Origin of the sequence: Mycobacterium sp. KBS0706 (genome assembly GCF_005938675.2) — a bacterium.
Lineage (GTDB): Bacteria > Pseudomonadota > Alphaproteobacteria > DSM-16000 > Inquilinaceae > Inquilinus.
Window position 1 is genome coordinate 40,342 of the sequence record NZ_VCCH02000037.1, and the last position, 14,519, is coordinate 54,860.

15 protein-coding genes and 1 pseudogene are annotated in these 14,519 nt (G+C 69.1%); 9 read left to right on the plus strand and 7 right to left on the minus strand.

All coding sequences use genetic code 11. From position 1 onward, the window contains the following. The first annotated feature begins 38 nt into the window (after positions 1 to 38). From FFK22_RS20465 to FFK22_RS20480, 4 genes are all read left to right on the plus strand, one after another. Positions 39 to 827 carry an N-formylglutamate amidohydrolase gene (locus tag FFK22_RS20465; protein WP_221938729.1) on the plus strand — a complete coding sequence of 263 codons (789 nt, stop codon included), beginning with the start codon at positions 39 to 41 and terminating at the stop codon, positions 825 to 827. Further along, on the plus strand, positions 824 to 1,966 hold the full coding sequence (locus tag FFK22_RS20470) for a carboxylate-amine ligase (RefSeq protein WP_138889658.1): 1,143 nt from the start codon (positions 824 to 826) through the stop codon (positions 1,964 to 1,966). Before FFK22_RS20465 ends, FFK22_RS20470 begins: the two co-directional genes overlap by 4 nt. Positions 1,967 to 2,005: 39 nt before the next feature. Then, positions 2,006 to 2,323 (plus strand): DUF1244 domain-containing protein, encoded by a 318-nt coding sequence (locus tag FFK22_RS20475; RefSeq protein ID WP_138889659.1) that lies wholly within the window; start codon positions 2,006 to 2,008, stop codon positions 2,321 to 2,323. 303 nt (positions 2,324 to 2,626) lie between these two features. Beyond that, positions 2,627 to 2,875: a DUF2312 domain-containing protein gene (locus tag FFK22_RS20480; RefSeq protein WP_034834984.1), complete on the plus strand. Its 249-nt coding sequence runs from the start codon at positions 2,627 to 2,629 to the stop codon at positions 2,873 to 2,875. Between the two features lie 281 nt (positions 2,876 to 3,156). On the opposite strand, the gene FFK22_RS20485 is transcribed toward FFK22_RS20480, so the two are convergent. The 3 genes from FFK22_RS20485 to FFK22_RS20495 form a co-directional block, all read right to left on the minus strand. Further along, positions 3,157 to 4,212: an agmatinase gene (locus FFK22_RS20485; RefSeq protein WP_138889660.1), complete on the minus strand. Its 1,056-nt coding sequence runs from the start codon at positions 4,210 to 4,212 to the stop codon at positions 3,157 to 3,159. Between the two features lie 231 nt (positions 4,213 to 4,443). Beyond that, entirely contained in the window at positions 4,444 to 4,974 is a 531-nt protein-coding gene (locus tag FFK22_RS20490; protein WP_138889661.1) for a dihydrofolate reductase family protein, read from the minus strand. Between the two features lie 96 nt (positions 4,975 to 5,070). Continuing rightward, positions 5,071 to 5,559, minus strand: coding sequence for an AAA family ATPase (locus FFK22_RS20495; RefSeq protein WP_138889662.1), 489 nt, complete (start codon positions 5,557 to 5,559; stop codon positions 5,071 to 5,073). Positions 5,560 to 5,946: 387 nt separating this feature from the next. Here FFK22_RS20495 and FFK22_RS20500 point away from each other — a divergent pair, with 387 nt between their 5' ends. Next, the gene (locus FFK22_RS20500; protein WP_186002560.1) at positions 5,947 to 6,381 is read left to right on the plus strand and encodes a response regulator; all 435 of its coding nucleotides are present in this window, start codon (positions 5,947 to 5,949) and stop codon (positions 6,379 to 6,381) included. A 76-nt stretch (positions 6,382 to 6,457) separates the two neighbouring features. Here FFK22_RS20500 and FFK22_RS20505 read toward each other — a convergent pair whose 3' ends face one another. From FFK22_RS20505 to FFK22_RS20520, 4 genes are all read right to left on the minus strand, one after another. Beyond that, entirely contained in the window at positions 6,458 to 6,850 is a 393-nt protein-coding gene (locus tag FFK22_RS20505) for a hypothetical protein (RefSeq protein ID WP_138889664.1), read from the minus strand. Between the two features lie 76 nt (positions 6,851 to 6,926). After that, a complete protein-coding gene (locus FFK22_RS20510; protein WP_138889665.1) occupies positions 6,927 to 7,895 on the minus strand; it encodes an antibiotic biosynthesis monooxygenase in 969 nt (322 codons plus the stop codon). Continuing rightward, a complete protein-coding gene (locus FFK22_RS20515; RefSeq protein ID WP_138889666.1) occupies positions 7,892 to 10,594 on the minus strand; it encodes a molybdopterin-dependent oxidoreductase in 2,703 nt (900 codons plus the stop codon). Before FFK22_RS20515 ends, FFK22_RS20510 begins: the two co-directional genes overlap by 4 nt. Continuing rightward, positions 10,591 to 11,418, minus strand: coding sequence for an FAD binding domain-containing protein (locus tag FFK22_RS20520; protein WP_138889667.1), 828 nt, complete (start codon positions 11,416 to 11,418; stop codon positions 10,591 to 10,593). The genes FFK22_RS20515 and FFK22_RS20520 overlap by 4 nt, the downstream gene beginning before the upstream one ends. Before the next feature lie 354 nt (positions 11,419 to 11,772). On the opposite strand from FFK22_RS20520, the gene FFK22_RS20525 reads away from it, so the two are divergent. The 4 genes and pseudogenes from FFK22_RS20525 to FFK22_RS20540 all read left to right on the plus strand — a co-directional run bounded on the left by FFK22_RS20525 (position 11,773) and on the right by FFK22_RS20540 (position 14,517). Continuing rightward, positions 11,773 to 13,164, plus strand: a complete 1,392-nt coding sequence (locus tag FFK22_RS20525) for an MFS transporter (protein ID WP_138889668.1) — start codon at positions 11,773 to 11,775, stop codon at positions 13,162 to 13,164. A gap of 64 nt (positions 13,165 to 13,228) precedes the next feature. Beyond that, complete coding sequence (locus FFK22_RS20530; RefSeq protein ID WP_138889669.1) at positions 13,229 to 13,501, plus strand: CopG family ribbon-helix-helix protein; 273 nt, start codon at positions 13,229 to 13,231, stop codon at positions 13,499 to 13,501. Positions 13,502 to 13,581: 80 nt separating this feature from the next. Further along, a pseudogene (locus FFK22_RS20535) lies at positions 13,582 to 13,806 on the plus strand (type II toxin-antitoxin system RelE/ParE family toxin); the annotation flags it as partial. Positions 13,807 to 13,878: 72 nt separating this feature from the next. Next, positions 13,879 to 14,517: a LysE family translocator gene (locus tag FFK22_RS20540; protein ID WP_138889670.1), complete on the plus strand. Its 639-nt coding sequence runs from the start codon at positions 13,879 to 13,881 to the stop codon at positions 14,515 to 14,517. The last annotated feature ends 2 nt before the right edge of the window (positions 14,518 to 14,519 follow it).

Sequence of the window (14,519 nt, forward strand, 5' to 3'; positions counted from 1 at the left end):
CCTCCACAGCGCCGCGGCGCCCTGCTAGGGTCTCGGCGATGACGCTTCTCGGACCCGACGACCCGCCGCCCTTCGAGCTGGTGAACCCCGACGGCAAGGCCTGCGCCCTGCTGGTCGCGGACCATGCCGGCCGCGCCTTCCCGAAATCCCTCGGCACGCTCAGTGTCGACATGGGGGCGCTCGACCGCCATGTCGCCTACGACATCGGCATCGCGGCCTTCTCGCGCCGCCTGGCCGAGCGGCTGGACGCGACGCTGGTGCTGCACCGCTATTCGCGGCTGATCCTGGATCCGAACCGGCAGCTCGACGACCCGACCTCGATCTGCGCCATCAGCGACGGCGTGATCGTGCCCGGCAATGCCAAGCTGACGCGGGAGGACGAGGCGGCGCGGGCCGCCGCCTTCTTCCACCCCTATCACGACGCGGTCGCGGCACAGATGGACCGGATCGCGGCGCGCTGCCCGGCCCCGGCGCTGCTGTCGCTGCACAGCTTCACGCCAGTGATGCGCGGCTTCGCCCGGCCCTGGCAGGTCGGGGTGCTGTGGCGCGACGACGGCCGCATCCCGCTGCCGCTGATGGAGGCGCTGCGCCGCGACCCGGAGATCACGGTCGGCGACAACCAGCCCTATTCCGGCCGCAACGAGCATGGCTACACCATCCACCACCACGCCGAGCCGCGCGGCCTGCCGCATGTGCTGATCGAGATGCGGCAGGACCTGATCGCGGTCGACGCCGCGGCCGAGGCCTGGGCCGACCGGATGGCCGAGCTGTTCGCCCCGATCCTGGCCGACCCGGCCCTGTACCAGCCCCTGCAGGCCGTCGCATGACCGAACCCGCGCTGACCCTCGGCATCGAGGAAGAGTACCTGCTGGTCGACCCGGTCAGCCGCGACCTGGTGCCCGACCCGCCGGCCGAGCTGGTCGAGGCGCTGGAGCACCGGCACGAGGGCGCCGTCGCCCGCGAGTTCTTCCGCTGCCAGGTCGAGGTCGGCACCCCGGTCTGCCGCAGCATCGCCGAGGCGCGGGCCGAGCTGACCCGGCTGCGCCGGTCGGTGGTGGAGGAGGCGGAGCGGCACGGCCTGGCGCTGATCGCCGCCTCGACCCATCCCTTCGGCACCTGGCGGCCGCAGAAGCACACCGACCGCAGCCGCTACGACCAGCTGGCGCGCGACCTCGGCGTGCCGGTGCGGCGCCTGCTGATCTGCGGCACCCATGTCCATGCCGGGATCGAGGATCCGAATCTGCGCATCGACCTGATGCGGCAGGTACGTTACTTCCTGCCGCATCTCTTGTCCCTGACCACCTCCTCGCCGTTCTGGCAGGGCACCGACACCAAGCTGAAATCCTACCGCCTGGCCGTGTTCTCCGAGCTGCCGCGCACCGGCATGCCGGAGGAGTTCCAGAGCTATGGCGAATACGAGGCGGCGCTGGCGGCGCTGGTCCAGGCCGGGGTGATCGAGGACGGCAGCAAGATCTGGTGGGACATCCGCCCCTCCGCCCGCTTCCCGACGCTGGAGATGCGGGTCATCGACGTCTGCACCCGGGTCGAGGACGGGCTGGCCGTCGCCGCGCTGTACCAGTGCCTGCTGCGGATGCTGTGGCGCCTGCGCGCCCAGAACATCGCCTGGCGCCGCTACCGCAGCGTGCTGATCGAGGAGAACCGCTGGCGCGCCATGCGCTACGGCTTCGAGGAAGGGCTGATCGACTGGGGCAAGGGCAAGCTGGTGCCCTATGCCGAGCTGCTGGAGGAGGTGCTGGCCATGGTGGCGGAGGACGCGGCGGCGCTGGGCTGCGAGGCGGAGATCGCCCATACGCGCAATATCCTGGCGCAAGGCACCTCGGCCCACCGCCAGCTCGCCGCCTATTACCAGGCCCTGGCCGGGGGCGCCGACGAGGCCGAGGCGCTGCGCCGCGTGGTCGACCGGCTGATCCTGGAGACCAAGGAGGGGCTGCAGCCCTCGTCCTGAGACACCACATCCCGAGTTCCGGAACCCGTGGACACCGTCATGACCGAGCCCCCCAAGACTGAAATCGACGCCAAGACCCGCACGGAGCTGGAGGCCGCCGCCTTCCGCACCCTGGTCGAGCATCTGCGCCAGCGCACCGACGTGCAGAACATCGACCTGATGAATCTCGCCGGCTTCTGCCGCAACTGCCTGTCGCGCTGGTACCGTGAGGCGGCGGAGCAGCGCGGCATCCCGCTGCCGGATGCCGAGGCGCGCGAGGTCGTCTATGGCGAGCCCTATGACAGCTGGAAGGCCAAGCACCAGAAGGAGGCCTCGGCCGGCCAGAAGAAGGCGTTCGACGCCGCCAACAAGCACTGAGGATCGTTTCCTTTTGCCTCTCCCGTTTACGGGAGAGGTCGGAGGCGCGAAGCGGCTCCGGGTGAGGGGAGGACGTCGAGGCCGGGACCAGCCCTCACCCGCCAGCGCTGCGCGCTGTCGACCTCTCCCGCCAGGCGGGAGAGGCAACGCGAGACAAGTCGCCCATGGCCGAATCGGGCCGGCCGAACGCACTCGCCGCCGGCCGGACTCCCGCGCCGGTGCTGGGCCGGGACAGCCTGCTTGCCGGGCCGGCCCGGCCGCTTTATGGTCCCGCGCCCTGAAAGACCCTGTTGAGGACCAGCCATGTCGGATGTCGGTGGTATCGCCGCGGATCGCCTGAAGTCGTTCATCGAGCGCATCGAGCGGCTCGAGGAGGAGAAGGCGGGGATCGCGGGCGACATCAAGGATGTCTACGCCGAAGCCAAGGGCACCGGCTTCGACGCCAAGATCATCCGCCAGATCATCCGTCTGCGGAAGATGGAGCAGGACGACCGCCGCGAGCAGGAAGAGCTGCTCGATCTCTACAAGCAGGCTCTCGGCATGCTCGAGTAAGAGGCCGCCCTGGTCTCCGGCCGGGCGGAGCGACGGATCATCCGGCTCGACCCCCCGGCTGCTGCTGCGTCCCTGGGAGGGCCGCGATCGGGCGGGTTTTCGGCGATCAACGCCGATCCAGAGGTCCACCGCTACTATTACCCGAGCGTGCTGGCGCCGGCCGGGCTGGCGGAAGACGGCTTTGGCTCCAGACCCTCGCGTTCCAGATCGGCTGAAGCGCGAGGGCAACTGCCCATTGGCACGGCCAGCAGCGGGCGGAAGACCGCTAAAACCAAATTCCGTCACCGGGTTCCTGCGGCCGCGTCCGACCTCGACTTGACCGCCAGGCACAGCAACTCGAACAGCACCTGGGCTCCGCACTGGGCGGTGTTGGTGGTTGCGTCGTATTGCGGCGCCACTTCGACCACGTCGCCGCCGACGAAATCGATGCCGGCCAGGCCCCGCAGCAGGTCCAGCACCTCGCGCGGTTGGAGGCCGCCGACCTCGGGCGTGCCGGTGCCGGGGGCGAAGCCGGGGTCCAGGCCATCGACGTCGAAGGAAACATAGGTGGGGCCGTCGCCGACCACCTCCCGCGCCCGGGCGATCACCGCGGGCAGGCCGAGCTTCGGCACCTCCTCGGCATGGATCACGGTCATGCCGGAGGCGTAGGAGAACTCCCAGAGATATTCGGCGCCGCCGCGGATGCCGATCTGGATCGTCCGGTCCGGGTCCAGCGTGCCCTCCAGGACCGCATGCCGGAACGGGCCGCCATGGTGGAACTTGGCGCCTTCGAAGCTGCCGCCGGTATCGCAATGCGCATCGATGTGGATCATGCCGACCGGCCGATCGCGGCCGACCGCCGCCAGGATCGCGCGGCTGATCGAATGGTCGCCGCCCACGGCGAGCGGGATGACGCCCGCCGCCACGACCCTGGTGAAGAAGGCTTCGATGTCGGCATGGCACTCCTCCAGGCTGAAGCGGCTGCGGAACGGCACGTCGCCGATGTCGGCGACACGGCAATCGGCCATCGGCGTCATGCGCAGCACATGCTCGTAGGGCCCGATGCGTTCGATCCCGCGCACCGCCCGCGGGCCGAGGCGCGCACCGGCCCGGTTGGTGACGCCGAGATCCATCGGCACGCCGATCAGGGCGACATCGATCCCATCGAAGCCGGCTTTCGCGGCATCCGGCCGGAAGGGCGCGTCGAGCAGGGTCGACGGGTCGGCGAAGGGCAGCCTGCGCCGGTCGCCATCGCCGAATTGCAGCGACGCCGCCTTGCGGAAATCCGGGTCGTCCAGGTCCGCGCCACCGGCGGAGCCGTAACGGGTGCGCAGGGCCTCGAGCTTCCGTGTGCCCATCCTGTCCTCCTGTCGGCGCTTCGGGTCGAGGATCGCACGTCCGGCGCCGACAGCTTCATGGAACGCGATCGAGATACGGTCGGGTCGATGGTTTTCTGACTTCCCCGGCGACCGCCGGTCCGCGTCATCCGACGGCAGCGTCCGGGCCAGCGCGGCCAGCAGATCCGCTGGCCGCGTGCGACCCTCCGCGGACCCGGCGTGTCGGCGCAGCCCGTCGGGCGAGCGGCGCGATCAGGCAGGAACGTAGGTCAGCCTGATGACGTCCTCGCCAAGCAGATCGCTGGCCACAAGGCGGAGCGACGACCGCGAGCCGGCGAAGAATGGCGTGCCGCGACCCAGCACGACGGGGTGTAGATAGAGTCGATACTCATCGATGAGGCCAAGGTCGGTCAGGCTTTGCGCCAGGTCCGGTCCGGAGACTGCAATCTCCCCAGCGAGCCGAGCCTTCAGCCCACGGACCACCGTCTCGAGGTCATCCTCGACAAGCGTGGCGTTGGGGCCGACGGACTTCAACGAGCGCGACACGACCCATTTCGGCTGGCTCCGCCACGCCGCCGCGAAGTCGCGTCGCTCCGCGTCCCATTTGGGGTCGTCTTCATCCCAATAGCGCATGATCTCGTACATGCGGCGACCGTACACACTGCCGGTCAGGTCGCGCACGTGCTCGATCCAGTGATGAAACAGCGCGGGGCCGGTCTGAAATTCCTGGTGGTCGACGTAGCCGTCCAGGGACTGGTTCATTCCGAAGACGAGCTTCGCCATGCTGCAAATCTCCATTCCAGCTTCTGCAGAATAGCTTGAACCGCCGTCGCGCAGAAGTGCGGTTGGGCACGATCTGCGCGCCGCATTGTCGGCGACCTACGCGCATTGTCTTAGAATCTCGTCGACGATACGGGCGATCGGCGCTGTGGCATCGATCACGACACCAATCTTGGGGAGATCTTCCTTCGTTGCGTATAGCCGGGCAATGAAGTCCCGTTCGCTTGGCCGTCCACCCCACTCGTTCGCAGGCCGGGCTGCAAGGCGCCGGTTCAACGTGTCCGGATCCACCTCGAGTATGAAAACGCCATCGAACAGATCGATGAAGCGGTCGAAATTCCGGGAGCCGCCGCAAAAGAATGATGCCGGATGACTGCGGTTGGCCACCAAGGCCCTGACCCTCCCGACATCCCAGATATGATGCTCGTGGGCGAAGCCATCCAGGGCCGCACCGGTTTCCGGATCGCCCTGATAGGCGAACTCCCTGTCGCCATTGATGGAATGGTAGCCGCGTCGTCGCAGTTCGTTGCAGACCGAGGTCTTGCCGGTGCCGGAGACACCTTCGATCAGATAATTCCTGACGCCCATCAAAGTCTCCGTACTGGCTGGCGCGATGCGCCAGGCCGGGCGGGCAGGACAGTAAAGCCGCTCGTCCGGTGTCAGGCAATCGAGAGCGGGCGGCGGGCGCTGATCATGGCAGGCCGCTTCGATTACATTGCCGATCTGGCTCCGGATGTGAGCCAGATCGCGACAGGCTTCTCCACCTCCCTGGTTCGGTTGAGCGAGAACAGTCAAAGTGGGTGAGCCGTAGCCGAAGGCAGGATGCTTTGCTTCTTTAATAGGTGTATGTTCTTTCAGTCGGACTGATCTTGGTCAATCTTCGGCGTCCTGGATCCAGGCTCCGTAAAATTCATGCCGTGTTTTTTATTGTATTCGTGCTATTCTCGTTCATCACTCTCCGAGGCTTGTCGGAATATGGCCGCGCAGGCAAGGCATCTCGCACTCGAGTCTGGTGGGCCCCTGTTGCCTGGCCGGGCGATCCTTGTGCCGACGGCAGCCTTGCGGGCTCGCATCCTGCTGGTGGAGGACGAACTGGTGCAGGCGGACCAGATGAGGGATGCCATCCGCGCCAGAGGACTGGAGGTGGTCGGCCCGGTCGGCAATCTGGAGGCTGCGATCGAGCTTGCAACGTCGGAGACTCTGCACGGAGCCCTGCTCGATATTCGCTTGCAGCGCGGCCTCCGGATCTTTCCGGTGGTCGAGATTCTATGGCGTAGGCGAATACCGTTCTGCTTCTTGACCGCCTTTGGTGAGGACCGGATCAGTGCAATGCCGGCGGCTGCTGTCTTCCACAAGCCGGTTTCATTGGGCGCTCTTCACTCTGCCATCAGCATACTTCTCGAGGCCTAGGCTCCGGCTGCTGGCCGCGGTCGATGCGGGCTGCCAGGCCCGGTCGACCGCGCCTGTCGCGCATACGATGCCCCAGCTACTTTTCGAGCACGGCAAGGCGCTGCAGCAGGACGTTCTGAGTCTCGATGAAGTTCTTCAGCATCCTGTCGGCGTAAACCAGATTGCCGTTTTCTCTGATAAGATTGTCAACAATGTTTCTTTGTTTTTCGATCAATATTTTGCTTTTCTCAATCTTGTTTTTTACGAGATCGATCTGTTCCCGTTTGCTGCCAAATTTGTTTTCCTCCTCTATGAGCAGGCGGAGCAGGACGCTGCGAATATCGGTGTGTTCTTCCATCAGGAGGCGAGAATGGAAGTTGTCGATATTCCGTTGGTAAGCATATCTCTCCGAGCTCATCACGCTCCTCCGCAACGCCGCCTGGCAGATGTCTTGCGACCGAAATTGGTCCAACAGCAGCGACCGGCGCATACTCTACATCAGGGTGCCGAAGCCGGTTCCCTCATTTCATGGACTCCTCGCGGGGGTGGCGGGAGCCGCGGCTTCCCTACAGCTGCGAGAACACCAGCAGGCACGCCGCATAGATCCCGATCATCAAGCCTGCGCCCGCAACGTCCCGGCGCCAGTCCCTTCGCCCGCCTGGCGTCAGCCACCAGCCCAGCAGCTTGCCGAACCAGGGCACCAGCCGGGCCAGCAGCAGCACGCTGACGACATTGGCGATGAACAGCGCCAGCCAGAAGGGCAGGCCCTCGTATTGCATCAGGAACGGGGTCTGCACCGCGGCGCCGAACAGGAACACGACCGGGTACAGGAGCGCGATCACCACCATGTTCTGCTTCCACGCCGGCGGCACCGCGGGGCCGGCGCCGCCGGCGCTCGCGAACCAGGGCTCGAAGCCGGTGCGGACGATGCGGGCGTGGAACGCCTCGGTGAAGGCGGCGGATTCGGCCAGCAGCGCCTGACGCTCCGGGCTCTCCATCCAGCCCTGCAGCGTGCGGTCGCTGTCGAAGCGCAGGATCGCCAGCCAATCCTCCTGCACCCCCGGCACCGGCGGCTGGAACCGGTAGCCCTGGAAGCCGGGGGCGCGGGCCTGGGCGGCGGCGATGCGCTGCTCCCAGCGCCGGAACGCGGCCTCCTGCCCCGGCTTGACCTTGGTGGCGATCACCGCCGAGGCCGGGGCGGGCAGGGCGCCGCCGGCGCCGTCGGGCACCAGATGCACGTCGTCCAGCCCGGCCAACAGGCCCTGTGCCTCGGCCACCAGGGCCTGGCGCCGGTCCGACCGCAGCCAGGCCACCGCGCCCGACTGGCTGCTGAAGCGCTGCAGGATCACCCAGTCCGGCTGGGCTGGCGGGTTGGGCGGCATCACCGACTGCTCCAGGAAGCCCGGCTGCCCGGCCGCCGCGGCGCTGATCCGCGCCTGCCAGCGGCCGAACGCATCCTCCTGCCCGTCGCGGATGCGGGTCTGCACCATCAGGGTGACCGGGGCGTCGGCCTCGGCCGCGGCGGCGGCGGTCATCGGGCGGCGCCCCCCAGCCGGTCGTAGATCCGGTCCGGCGTCAGCGGCAGATGGGCGAAGCGCACGCCGGTGGCGTCGGCCAGGGCGTTGGCGATGGCCGGCGCCACCGGGTTGATCGCGCATTCGCCCTGCGACTTGGCGCCCAGCGGGCCGATCCGGTCATAGGTGTCGGCGAACATCACCTCGCTGGCCGGGATGTCGGCGAAGGACGGGATGCGGTAGTTGCGCAGGCTGGGGTTGACCACCCGGCCGGCGCCGTCATGGACCATGTTCTCGCAGAGCGCCCAGCCGATCGCCATGCCGATGGCACCGTCGATCTGGCCGCGGCACTGCATCGGGTTGATCGGCCGGCCGATATCCGCGGCGTGGACGCTGTGCAGGATGCGGACCTCGCCGGTGGCGCGATGGACGGCGAGGCGGATGCCCTGGACGTTGAAGGCGACGCTGCGCGGCGACAGATAGGCCTTGCGCCGGGCGACGAAGCGGTGGCCGTCGGCGGTGCCGGCGGCGTGGAGATCGGCCAGCGCGATCCGGTGGTTGCCGCAGACCACGGCATCGGCCTCCAGCCGGCAGTCGGCGCGATCCATCTGCAGGTGCCGGCCGGCATAGTCGAGGATCGAGTCGCGCAGCGTCGCGGCGGTCAGGGCCACGGCCTGGCCGGCGACCACGGTGCCGGTGCTGGCGAAGGTGCCGGTGTCGTAGGGCGTGCGGTCGGTGTCGGCGATGGCGATGCCGATCTGGCCGGCCCGGCACTGCAGCAGCCCGGCGGCGATCTGGCGGTGGGCGGTGGCCGAGCCGTTGCCCATCTCGGTGGAGCCGACGGCGAGGTGGTAGCCGCCGGCCGCCGTCAGGCTCATCTCCGCGCCCGACCGGTGCTCGGTCGGCGGGCCGCATTCCAGCATCGCCATGGCGACGCCGGTGCCCTCGGCCCAGTCCGGACTGTCGGGGCGGGGCGCCCCGCGGCCGCTGGAAAGGGCCTGCTCGACCAGGTCGAGGCACTGGTCGAGGCCGTAGCTGCCGAAATCCACGTCGGACGTCTCCGACCAGATCGATTCGATCCAGTCGGTCGGGCGGATCATGTTGCGGCGGCGCATCGCGAACGGGTCGAGGCGCAGGCTGCGGGCGAGGTCGTCGATCGCCGATTCCACCGCGAAGGTGGTCTGCGAGGCGCCATAGCCGCGGAAGCCGCCGGCCGGGACGATGTTGGTGTAGACCACGGCGCCGTCGGCCTTCTTATGGGCCGGGCGATAGGCCGAGATCGGGGTGCCCAGCGCCGCCGCCAGCGTCTCGCCGGCATGGCCGCCATAGGCGCCGGTGTTGGAGACGACGCGCAGCTCGATCGCGGTCAGCGTGCCGTCGCGCCGGGCGCCCAGCTTCACCCGGGTGGTCATCTGGTGGCGCGTGGTGGCGGCGGTGAACTGCTCCTCGCGCGTGTACTCCCACTTCACCGGCCGGCCGGTGCGCAGCGCGGCGAGGACGCACAGGTCCTCGGTGATCATCTCCTGCTTGCCGCCGAAGCCACCGCCGACGCGGCCGGTGAAGACATGCAGGTCCTGTACCGGCAGGGCAAAGACATGGCTCAGCTTCTGCCGCACGATGAACGGCGCCTGCGAGCTGGTGCGGACATGCACCCGGCCATCCGCATCCTGCCAGGCGATCGAGCCATGGGTCTCGAGATGGGCATGCTGGACGCGCGAGGTGGAATAGGTCGCCTCCTGCACCACATCCGCCTCGGCGAAGCCCTCGGCGACGCTGCCGACCTCGCCCTTGATGCGGGCATAGACATTGCTGCCGCCGGTGACGCCGCGGTCGTGCAGCACCGGCGCGTCGGGCCGCATCGCCGCCTCGGGGTCGAACACGGCGGGCAGGGGCTCGTAGTCGACCACCAAAGCGCGGCAGGCGGCGGCGGCGATCGCCTCGCTCTCCGCCACCACCGCGGCGACGCGCTGGCCGACGAAGCGGACGACGTCGTCGAGCATATAGGTGTCGTCGGGGTCGACCAGATGGTCCTCATGCGTCGCCGTGCTGAACAGCCGGCGCGGCACGTCCTCCCAGGTGAAGATCGCGACCACGCCAGGCATGGCGGCGGCGGCACTGCGGTCGATGCCGCGGATCCGGGCATGGGCGTGGGGCGAACGCAGCACCTTCAGATGCAGCAGCCCGTCCATCGCCACATCCATGGTGTAGGCGGCGTGGCCGGTGACGATGTCGCGGCCGAACGGGTTGCGCAGGCTGGCGCCGCAGGCTTCGCCGGCGACGTCCTCCTCCGCCGCCGGGACGCCGTGGATGGCGTCGGCGATGGCGCGGTAGCCGGTGCAGCGGCACAGGTTGTTCTTCAGGGAGTGGGGCAGGTCGGCGCGCTGGTGCTCGTCCAGCGCGGCGACGGTCATGATCATCCCGGCGGTGCAGAAGCCGCACTGGAAGCCGGCGGAGTCGAGGAAGGCCTGCTGCACCGGGTGCAGCGCCTCGCCCTCGGCCAGGCCCTGGATGGTGGTGACCGTGCGGCCCTCGGCGCGGAAGGCGGGCAGCAGGCAGGAATGCACCGGCTCCCCGTCCAGCCACACCGTGCAAGCGCCGCAATCGCCGGCGTCGCAGCCCTTCTTGACGCCGAAGGCGCCCTGGTCGCGCAGGAAGGTGCGCAGGCATTGGCCCGGAAGCGACGCAGCGTCGACCGGATGTCCGTCGATGATGCAGCTCATGCCCGGCCTCCTTCGGCGAGCTCGCGGCGCACCTCCTCGGCGAGGTGCCGGGCGACGTGGCGCTTGTAGGGGGCGGAGCCGTGGACGTCGCCGAACCAGCGGGCCTCGGGGATCTGCTTATCGAGCGCTGCCTGCAGCGCGGCGGCGTCGGGCATCGCGGCGAAGCGGAGATGGACCGGGCGGTCGGTGGCGGCGGTGAGGCAGAGATGCAGGTCGCCGCCATCGCCGCTGGTGCCGATCACCAGGGCGGCGGAGCGGCCGAGCTTGGTCAGCGACATCACCCGCATCGCCGCCCGCCGCGCCAGCGCCGCCGCCGGCAGGTGGATGCTGCGCAGCAGCTCGCCGGGCCGCAGCACATTGGCGTGGTTGCCGGTGACGAAGTCGCTGACCGCCACCTGCCGCGGGGCGCCGTCGCGCGGCCACAGCGTGCAGATGCCGTCGAGCGCCGCGGTCAGCGAGATCATCGGCCCGGCCGGCAGCGACATGCAGAGATTGCCGCCGACGGTAGAGACGTTCCAGATCTTGAACCCGGCCAGGAAGGCCTCGCAGCAGGACCGGAACAGCGGCGCCGCGGCCCAGCCCGCGGGCGCCGCGAAGCGGTACAGTGTGGCGATGCGGCAGGTGGCGCCGATGGTCAGCCCGTCGGGCCCGGCCTCCAGCTCCGGCCAGCCGAGGCCATGCAGGTCGATCAGCGTGTCGGTGTCCGGCTGCGGTTCGGAGAACAGCCAGGTGCCGCCGGCGAGCCAGGCCCAGGAGGGCCGCCACCCGGCGATCTCCCCGGCCGTCTGTGGCCGGCGGATGGTGGTGATGGTGCCGATATCCATGGCGCGCCTCAGACCAGCGCGGCGCCCGGGCGCCGGTTTCTTGCCGCAAACACTGAACTCTCCCTGAATACTATTTTATGAAACGCGGTCGGTGTCTTGGAAACGCGGTGCCGGTCTGTGGTTTCCCTTCGGCTGTTCGAGACGAATAGTGTCGTCGGTCAATAACGGGATCCTGCACGGATCGGGCCCGCATGGCTAGTTATGCTTGTATCCTGACCCGTTTGCGTCGGCCCTTGCCCGATGCCGGGTCGCGGCTTGAGGATGCGGGAGCAGAAGCGGGCGTCGATTTTCAAAGCCGTTGCTTTTTTAATGGCACCGATATAGCAAGAGATAACTTGTAAAAAAGGATGGGTCATGGAGGAAACGATCGACGGAAGGTGGGGCGAGCTGCTGGGCCGGCGCTATGCTGCGACCGTCGCCACGCTGTGCCTGGGCGTGGCGCTGTACGCGCTCAACGCCTTCCTGGTCTCGACCTCGCTGCCCACCGCGGTGGTCGAGCTCGGCGGCGTCGGGCTGATCAGCTGGGCCTTCACCGTCTTCCTCGTCGCCGCCATCGTCGGCGGCGCCGCCGCGGCGACGCTGAAGCAGCGGTTCGGCACCCGCCCGGCGCTGCTGCTGGCGGCGCTGGCCTTCCTGGCCGGCACGCTGGTCTGCGGCTTCGCCACATCGATGCCGATGGTGCTGGTCGGCCGCCTGGCCCAGGGTGCGGGGGAAGGGGTGATCGCCGCGGTCTGCTACGCGCTGATCCCGGAGATGTTCCCGTCGCGGCTGATCCCCAAGGTGTTCGGGGCCGAGGCGATCGTCTGGGCCGCCGCCGCCTTCGGCGGGCCGCTCCTGTCCGGCGTGCTGACCGAGACCGTGTCCTGGCGTGCCGCCTTCCTGATCAATGTGCCGCTGATCGCGATCTTCGCCCTGCTGGTCGGGGTCGTGGTACCGGCCGAGGGCAGCCGCGGCGGCGGCGGCACGGTGCCGGTGCTGCGCCTGCTCGGCTGCGCCGCCGGCATCATGCTGGTCTCGGTCGCCGGCATCGTGCCGGAGAGCTGGCAGGCGGGGCTGTGCGTCGCGATTGCGATGCTGGTCCTGGCGGCGGTGGTGCTGGCCGACCGGCGCAGCCGCGACCGGCTGTTCCCGTCCGACGCCTTCACCTTCGGCTCGACGGTGGGGGCGGGGCTCTGGGTGGTGCTGCTGATGCCGGTGGCCCAGGCCGCGACCACGGTCTATCTCAACATCACCGTCCAGCATCTCTGGGGCTACGGCCCGACCATGGCCGGCTATGTCAGCGCGCTGATGGCGCTGTCCTGGAGCGGCTCGGCCGTGCTGGTCGCCGGCACCGTCCGGCCGGAGATGCAGCGCCGGCTGATCCGGATCGGGCCCTTCCTGCTGGCGCTCGGCCTGCTCGGGGTGATGGCGGCGCTGGCGACGGGCCAGCCCTGGCTCCTGATGCTGTGCCAGGTGCTGATCGGCGCCGGCTTCGGCATCTCCTGGGCCTTCCTGAGTCAGGCGGTGATGGAGGCGGCGCGGCCGGGCGAGCGCGATTCCGCCTCGGCCCTGCTGCCGACGCTGCAGTCCGGCGGCTATGCCGTCGGCGCCGCGGTGGCCGGTCTGATCGCCAACGAGGCCGGCATGGCCGCGGCGCTGGCGCCGGACGCGATCGTCCACGCCGCCACCTGGGTGTTCGGCATCGCAGCACTGCTGGGAACGCTCGGGTTCCTGGCCAGCTTCGGGGTGCGGCCGGGGGGGCGGTGAGGCGGGCTTCGATGCGATGCGGCTTCTCTGCTAGGATGTACACAATCGCACACAGGAGCGAATGATGGCCGAGAGCACCACCATGACCATTCGGCTCGATCCCGAGGTCAAGGAAAAGCTGGGCCGGATCGCCCGGGACACCCGCCGCAGCCGGTCGTTCCTGGCGGCGGAGGCCGTCGCCGCCTTCGTCGACCGTGAGCTGAAGATCATCGAGGGTATTCGGCGCGGCCTCGCTGATATGGAGGCCGGCCGGGTCGTGCCGCATGAGCAGGTCATGGCGGAGGGCCGTGCCATCATCGATGCCGCAAAGGCGGCGAGGAAGGCCGGGCGCGGGTGAGGACTGTCGTCTGGTCGGACGCCGCCCGTCGCGACTATCTCGACATCATGCGATACATCTCCTAGGACGACCCTTTCGCCGCGGACTCAGTCGCGGAGCGGCTGGATGCGGCTGCGCTGCGGCTCGGTCGACTGCCGACCGGCCGCCGAGGACGCATCGTCGGGACCTATGAGAAGGTCGTGACCGGATTGCCCTACATCATCGCCTACGCCATCGGCCCGTACCCGGCGGGCGGTGAGGTGGTGACCATCCTGCATGTGATCCACGGGGCCCGCGATTGGCCGCCGGGACGCTGGCCGAAGTAGCGGCTGACTCGACTCCCAAGGAGCTTGGCCGCTACCGTTGCCAGAGTGAAGAGCAGGAACGGGAGAGCGGCGATGGAGGCAAGTTCGGTCGTGGCGTTTCTCGGGGTGTCGGCGCTGGTCATCGTCACGCCCGGGCCCGACACCGCGGTCACCGTGCGCAACGCCCTGCTCGGCGGCCGCGCCGGTGGCATCTGCACCGCGCTTGGTGTCTCGGTCGGCCAAGCGATCTGGGCCTTCGCCACCAGCCTCGGTATCGTCGCCCTGCTGGTGGCATCCGAGCCGCTGTTCCTGGCGGTGAAATATGCCGGCGCCACCTATCTGGTCTGGCTCGGCCTGCACGCGCTGCGCGCCGCCTGGCGGCCGGGTGGGGGCGGCGACGCGACCACCTCGGCCCGGCCGGCCAAACGGCTGGGCCGCGGCGCGGCGTTCCGCCAGGGGCTGGTCAGCGATCTCGGCAACCCGAAGATGGCGGTGTTCTTCGCCAGCCTGCTGCCGCAATTCGTGCCGGCGGGCCAGCCGGCCTTCACCGCCTTCCTGGTCCTCGGGCTGGCGTTCAGCCTGATGACATTCCTCTGGCTCGCCGCTTATGCCGTCGCCGTGGCCAGGGCCGGCGACGTGCTGCGCCGGCCGCGCATCCGCCGCGCCATCGAAGGCGTCACCGGCGCCCTGCTGATCGGGCTCGGGCTGCGCATCGCGGCGGAGCAACGATAGCC

Bases quoted from the DNA above. Each gene is read 5' to 3' on its own strand.
- FFK22_RS20475 (WP_138889659.1), top strand. From the start codon at position 2,006: ATGACCGAGCCCCCCAAGACTGAAATCGACGCCAAGACCCGCACGGAG.
- FFK22_RS20465 (WP_221938729.1), top strand. From the start codon at position 39: ATGACGCTTCTCGGACCCGACGACCCGCCGCCCTTCGAGCTGGTGAAC.
- FFK22_RS20500 (WP_186002560.1), top strand. From the start codon at position 5,947: ATGGCCGCGCAGGCAAGGCATCTCGCACTCGAGTCTGGTGGGCCCCTG.
- FFK22_RS20470 (WP_138889658.1), top strand. From the start codon at position 824: ATGACCGAACCCGCGCTGACCCTCGGCATCGAGGAAGAGTACCTGCTG.
- FFK22_RS20525 (WP_138889668.1), top strand. From the start codon at position 11,773: ATGGAGGAAACGATCGACGGAAGGTGGGGCGAGCTGCTGGGCCGGCGC.
- FFK22_RS20505 (WP_138889664.1), bottom strand. From the start codon at position 6,850: ATGCGCCGGTCGCTGCTGTTGGACCAATTTCGGTCGCAAGACATCTGC.
- FFK22_RS20540 (WP_138889670.1), top strand. From the start codon at position 13,879: ATGGAGGCAAGTTCGGTCGTGGCGTTTCTCGGGGTGTCGGCGCTGGTC.
- FFK22_RS20480 (WP_034834984.1), top strand. From the start codon at position 2,627: ATGTCGGATGTCGGTGGTATCGCCGCGGATCGCCTGAAGTCGTTCATC.
- FFK22_RS20510 (WP_138889665.1), bottom strand. From the start codon at position 7,895: ATGACCGCCGCCGCCGCGGCCGAGGCCGACGCCCCGGTCACCCTGATG.
- FFK22_RS20490 (WP_138889661.1), bottom strand. From the start codon at position 4,974: ATGGCGAAGCTCGTCTTCGGAATGAACCAGTCCCTGGACGGCTACGTC.
- FFK22_RS20485 (WP_138889660.1), bottom strand. From the start codon at position 4,212: ATGGGCACACGGAAGCTCGAGGCCCTGCGCACCCGTTACGGCTCCGCC.
- FFK22_RS20520 (WP_138889667.1), bottom strand. From the start codon at position 11,418: ATGGATATCGGCACCATCACCACCATCCGCCGGCCACAGACGGCCGGG.
- FFK22_RS20530 (WP_138889669.1), top strand. From the start codon at position 13,229: ATGGCCGAGAGCACCACCATGACCATTCGGCTCGATCCCGAGGTCAAG.
- FFK22_RS20495 (WP_138889662.1), bottom strand. From the start codon at position 5,559: ATGGGCGTCAGGAATTATCTGATCGAAGGTGTCTCCGGCACCGGCAAG.
- FFK22_RS20515 (WP_138889666.1), bottom strand. From the start codon at position 10,594: ATGAGCTGCATCATCGACGGACATCCGGTCGACGCTGCGTCGCTTCCG.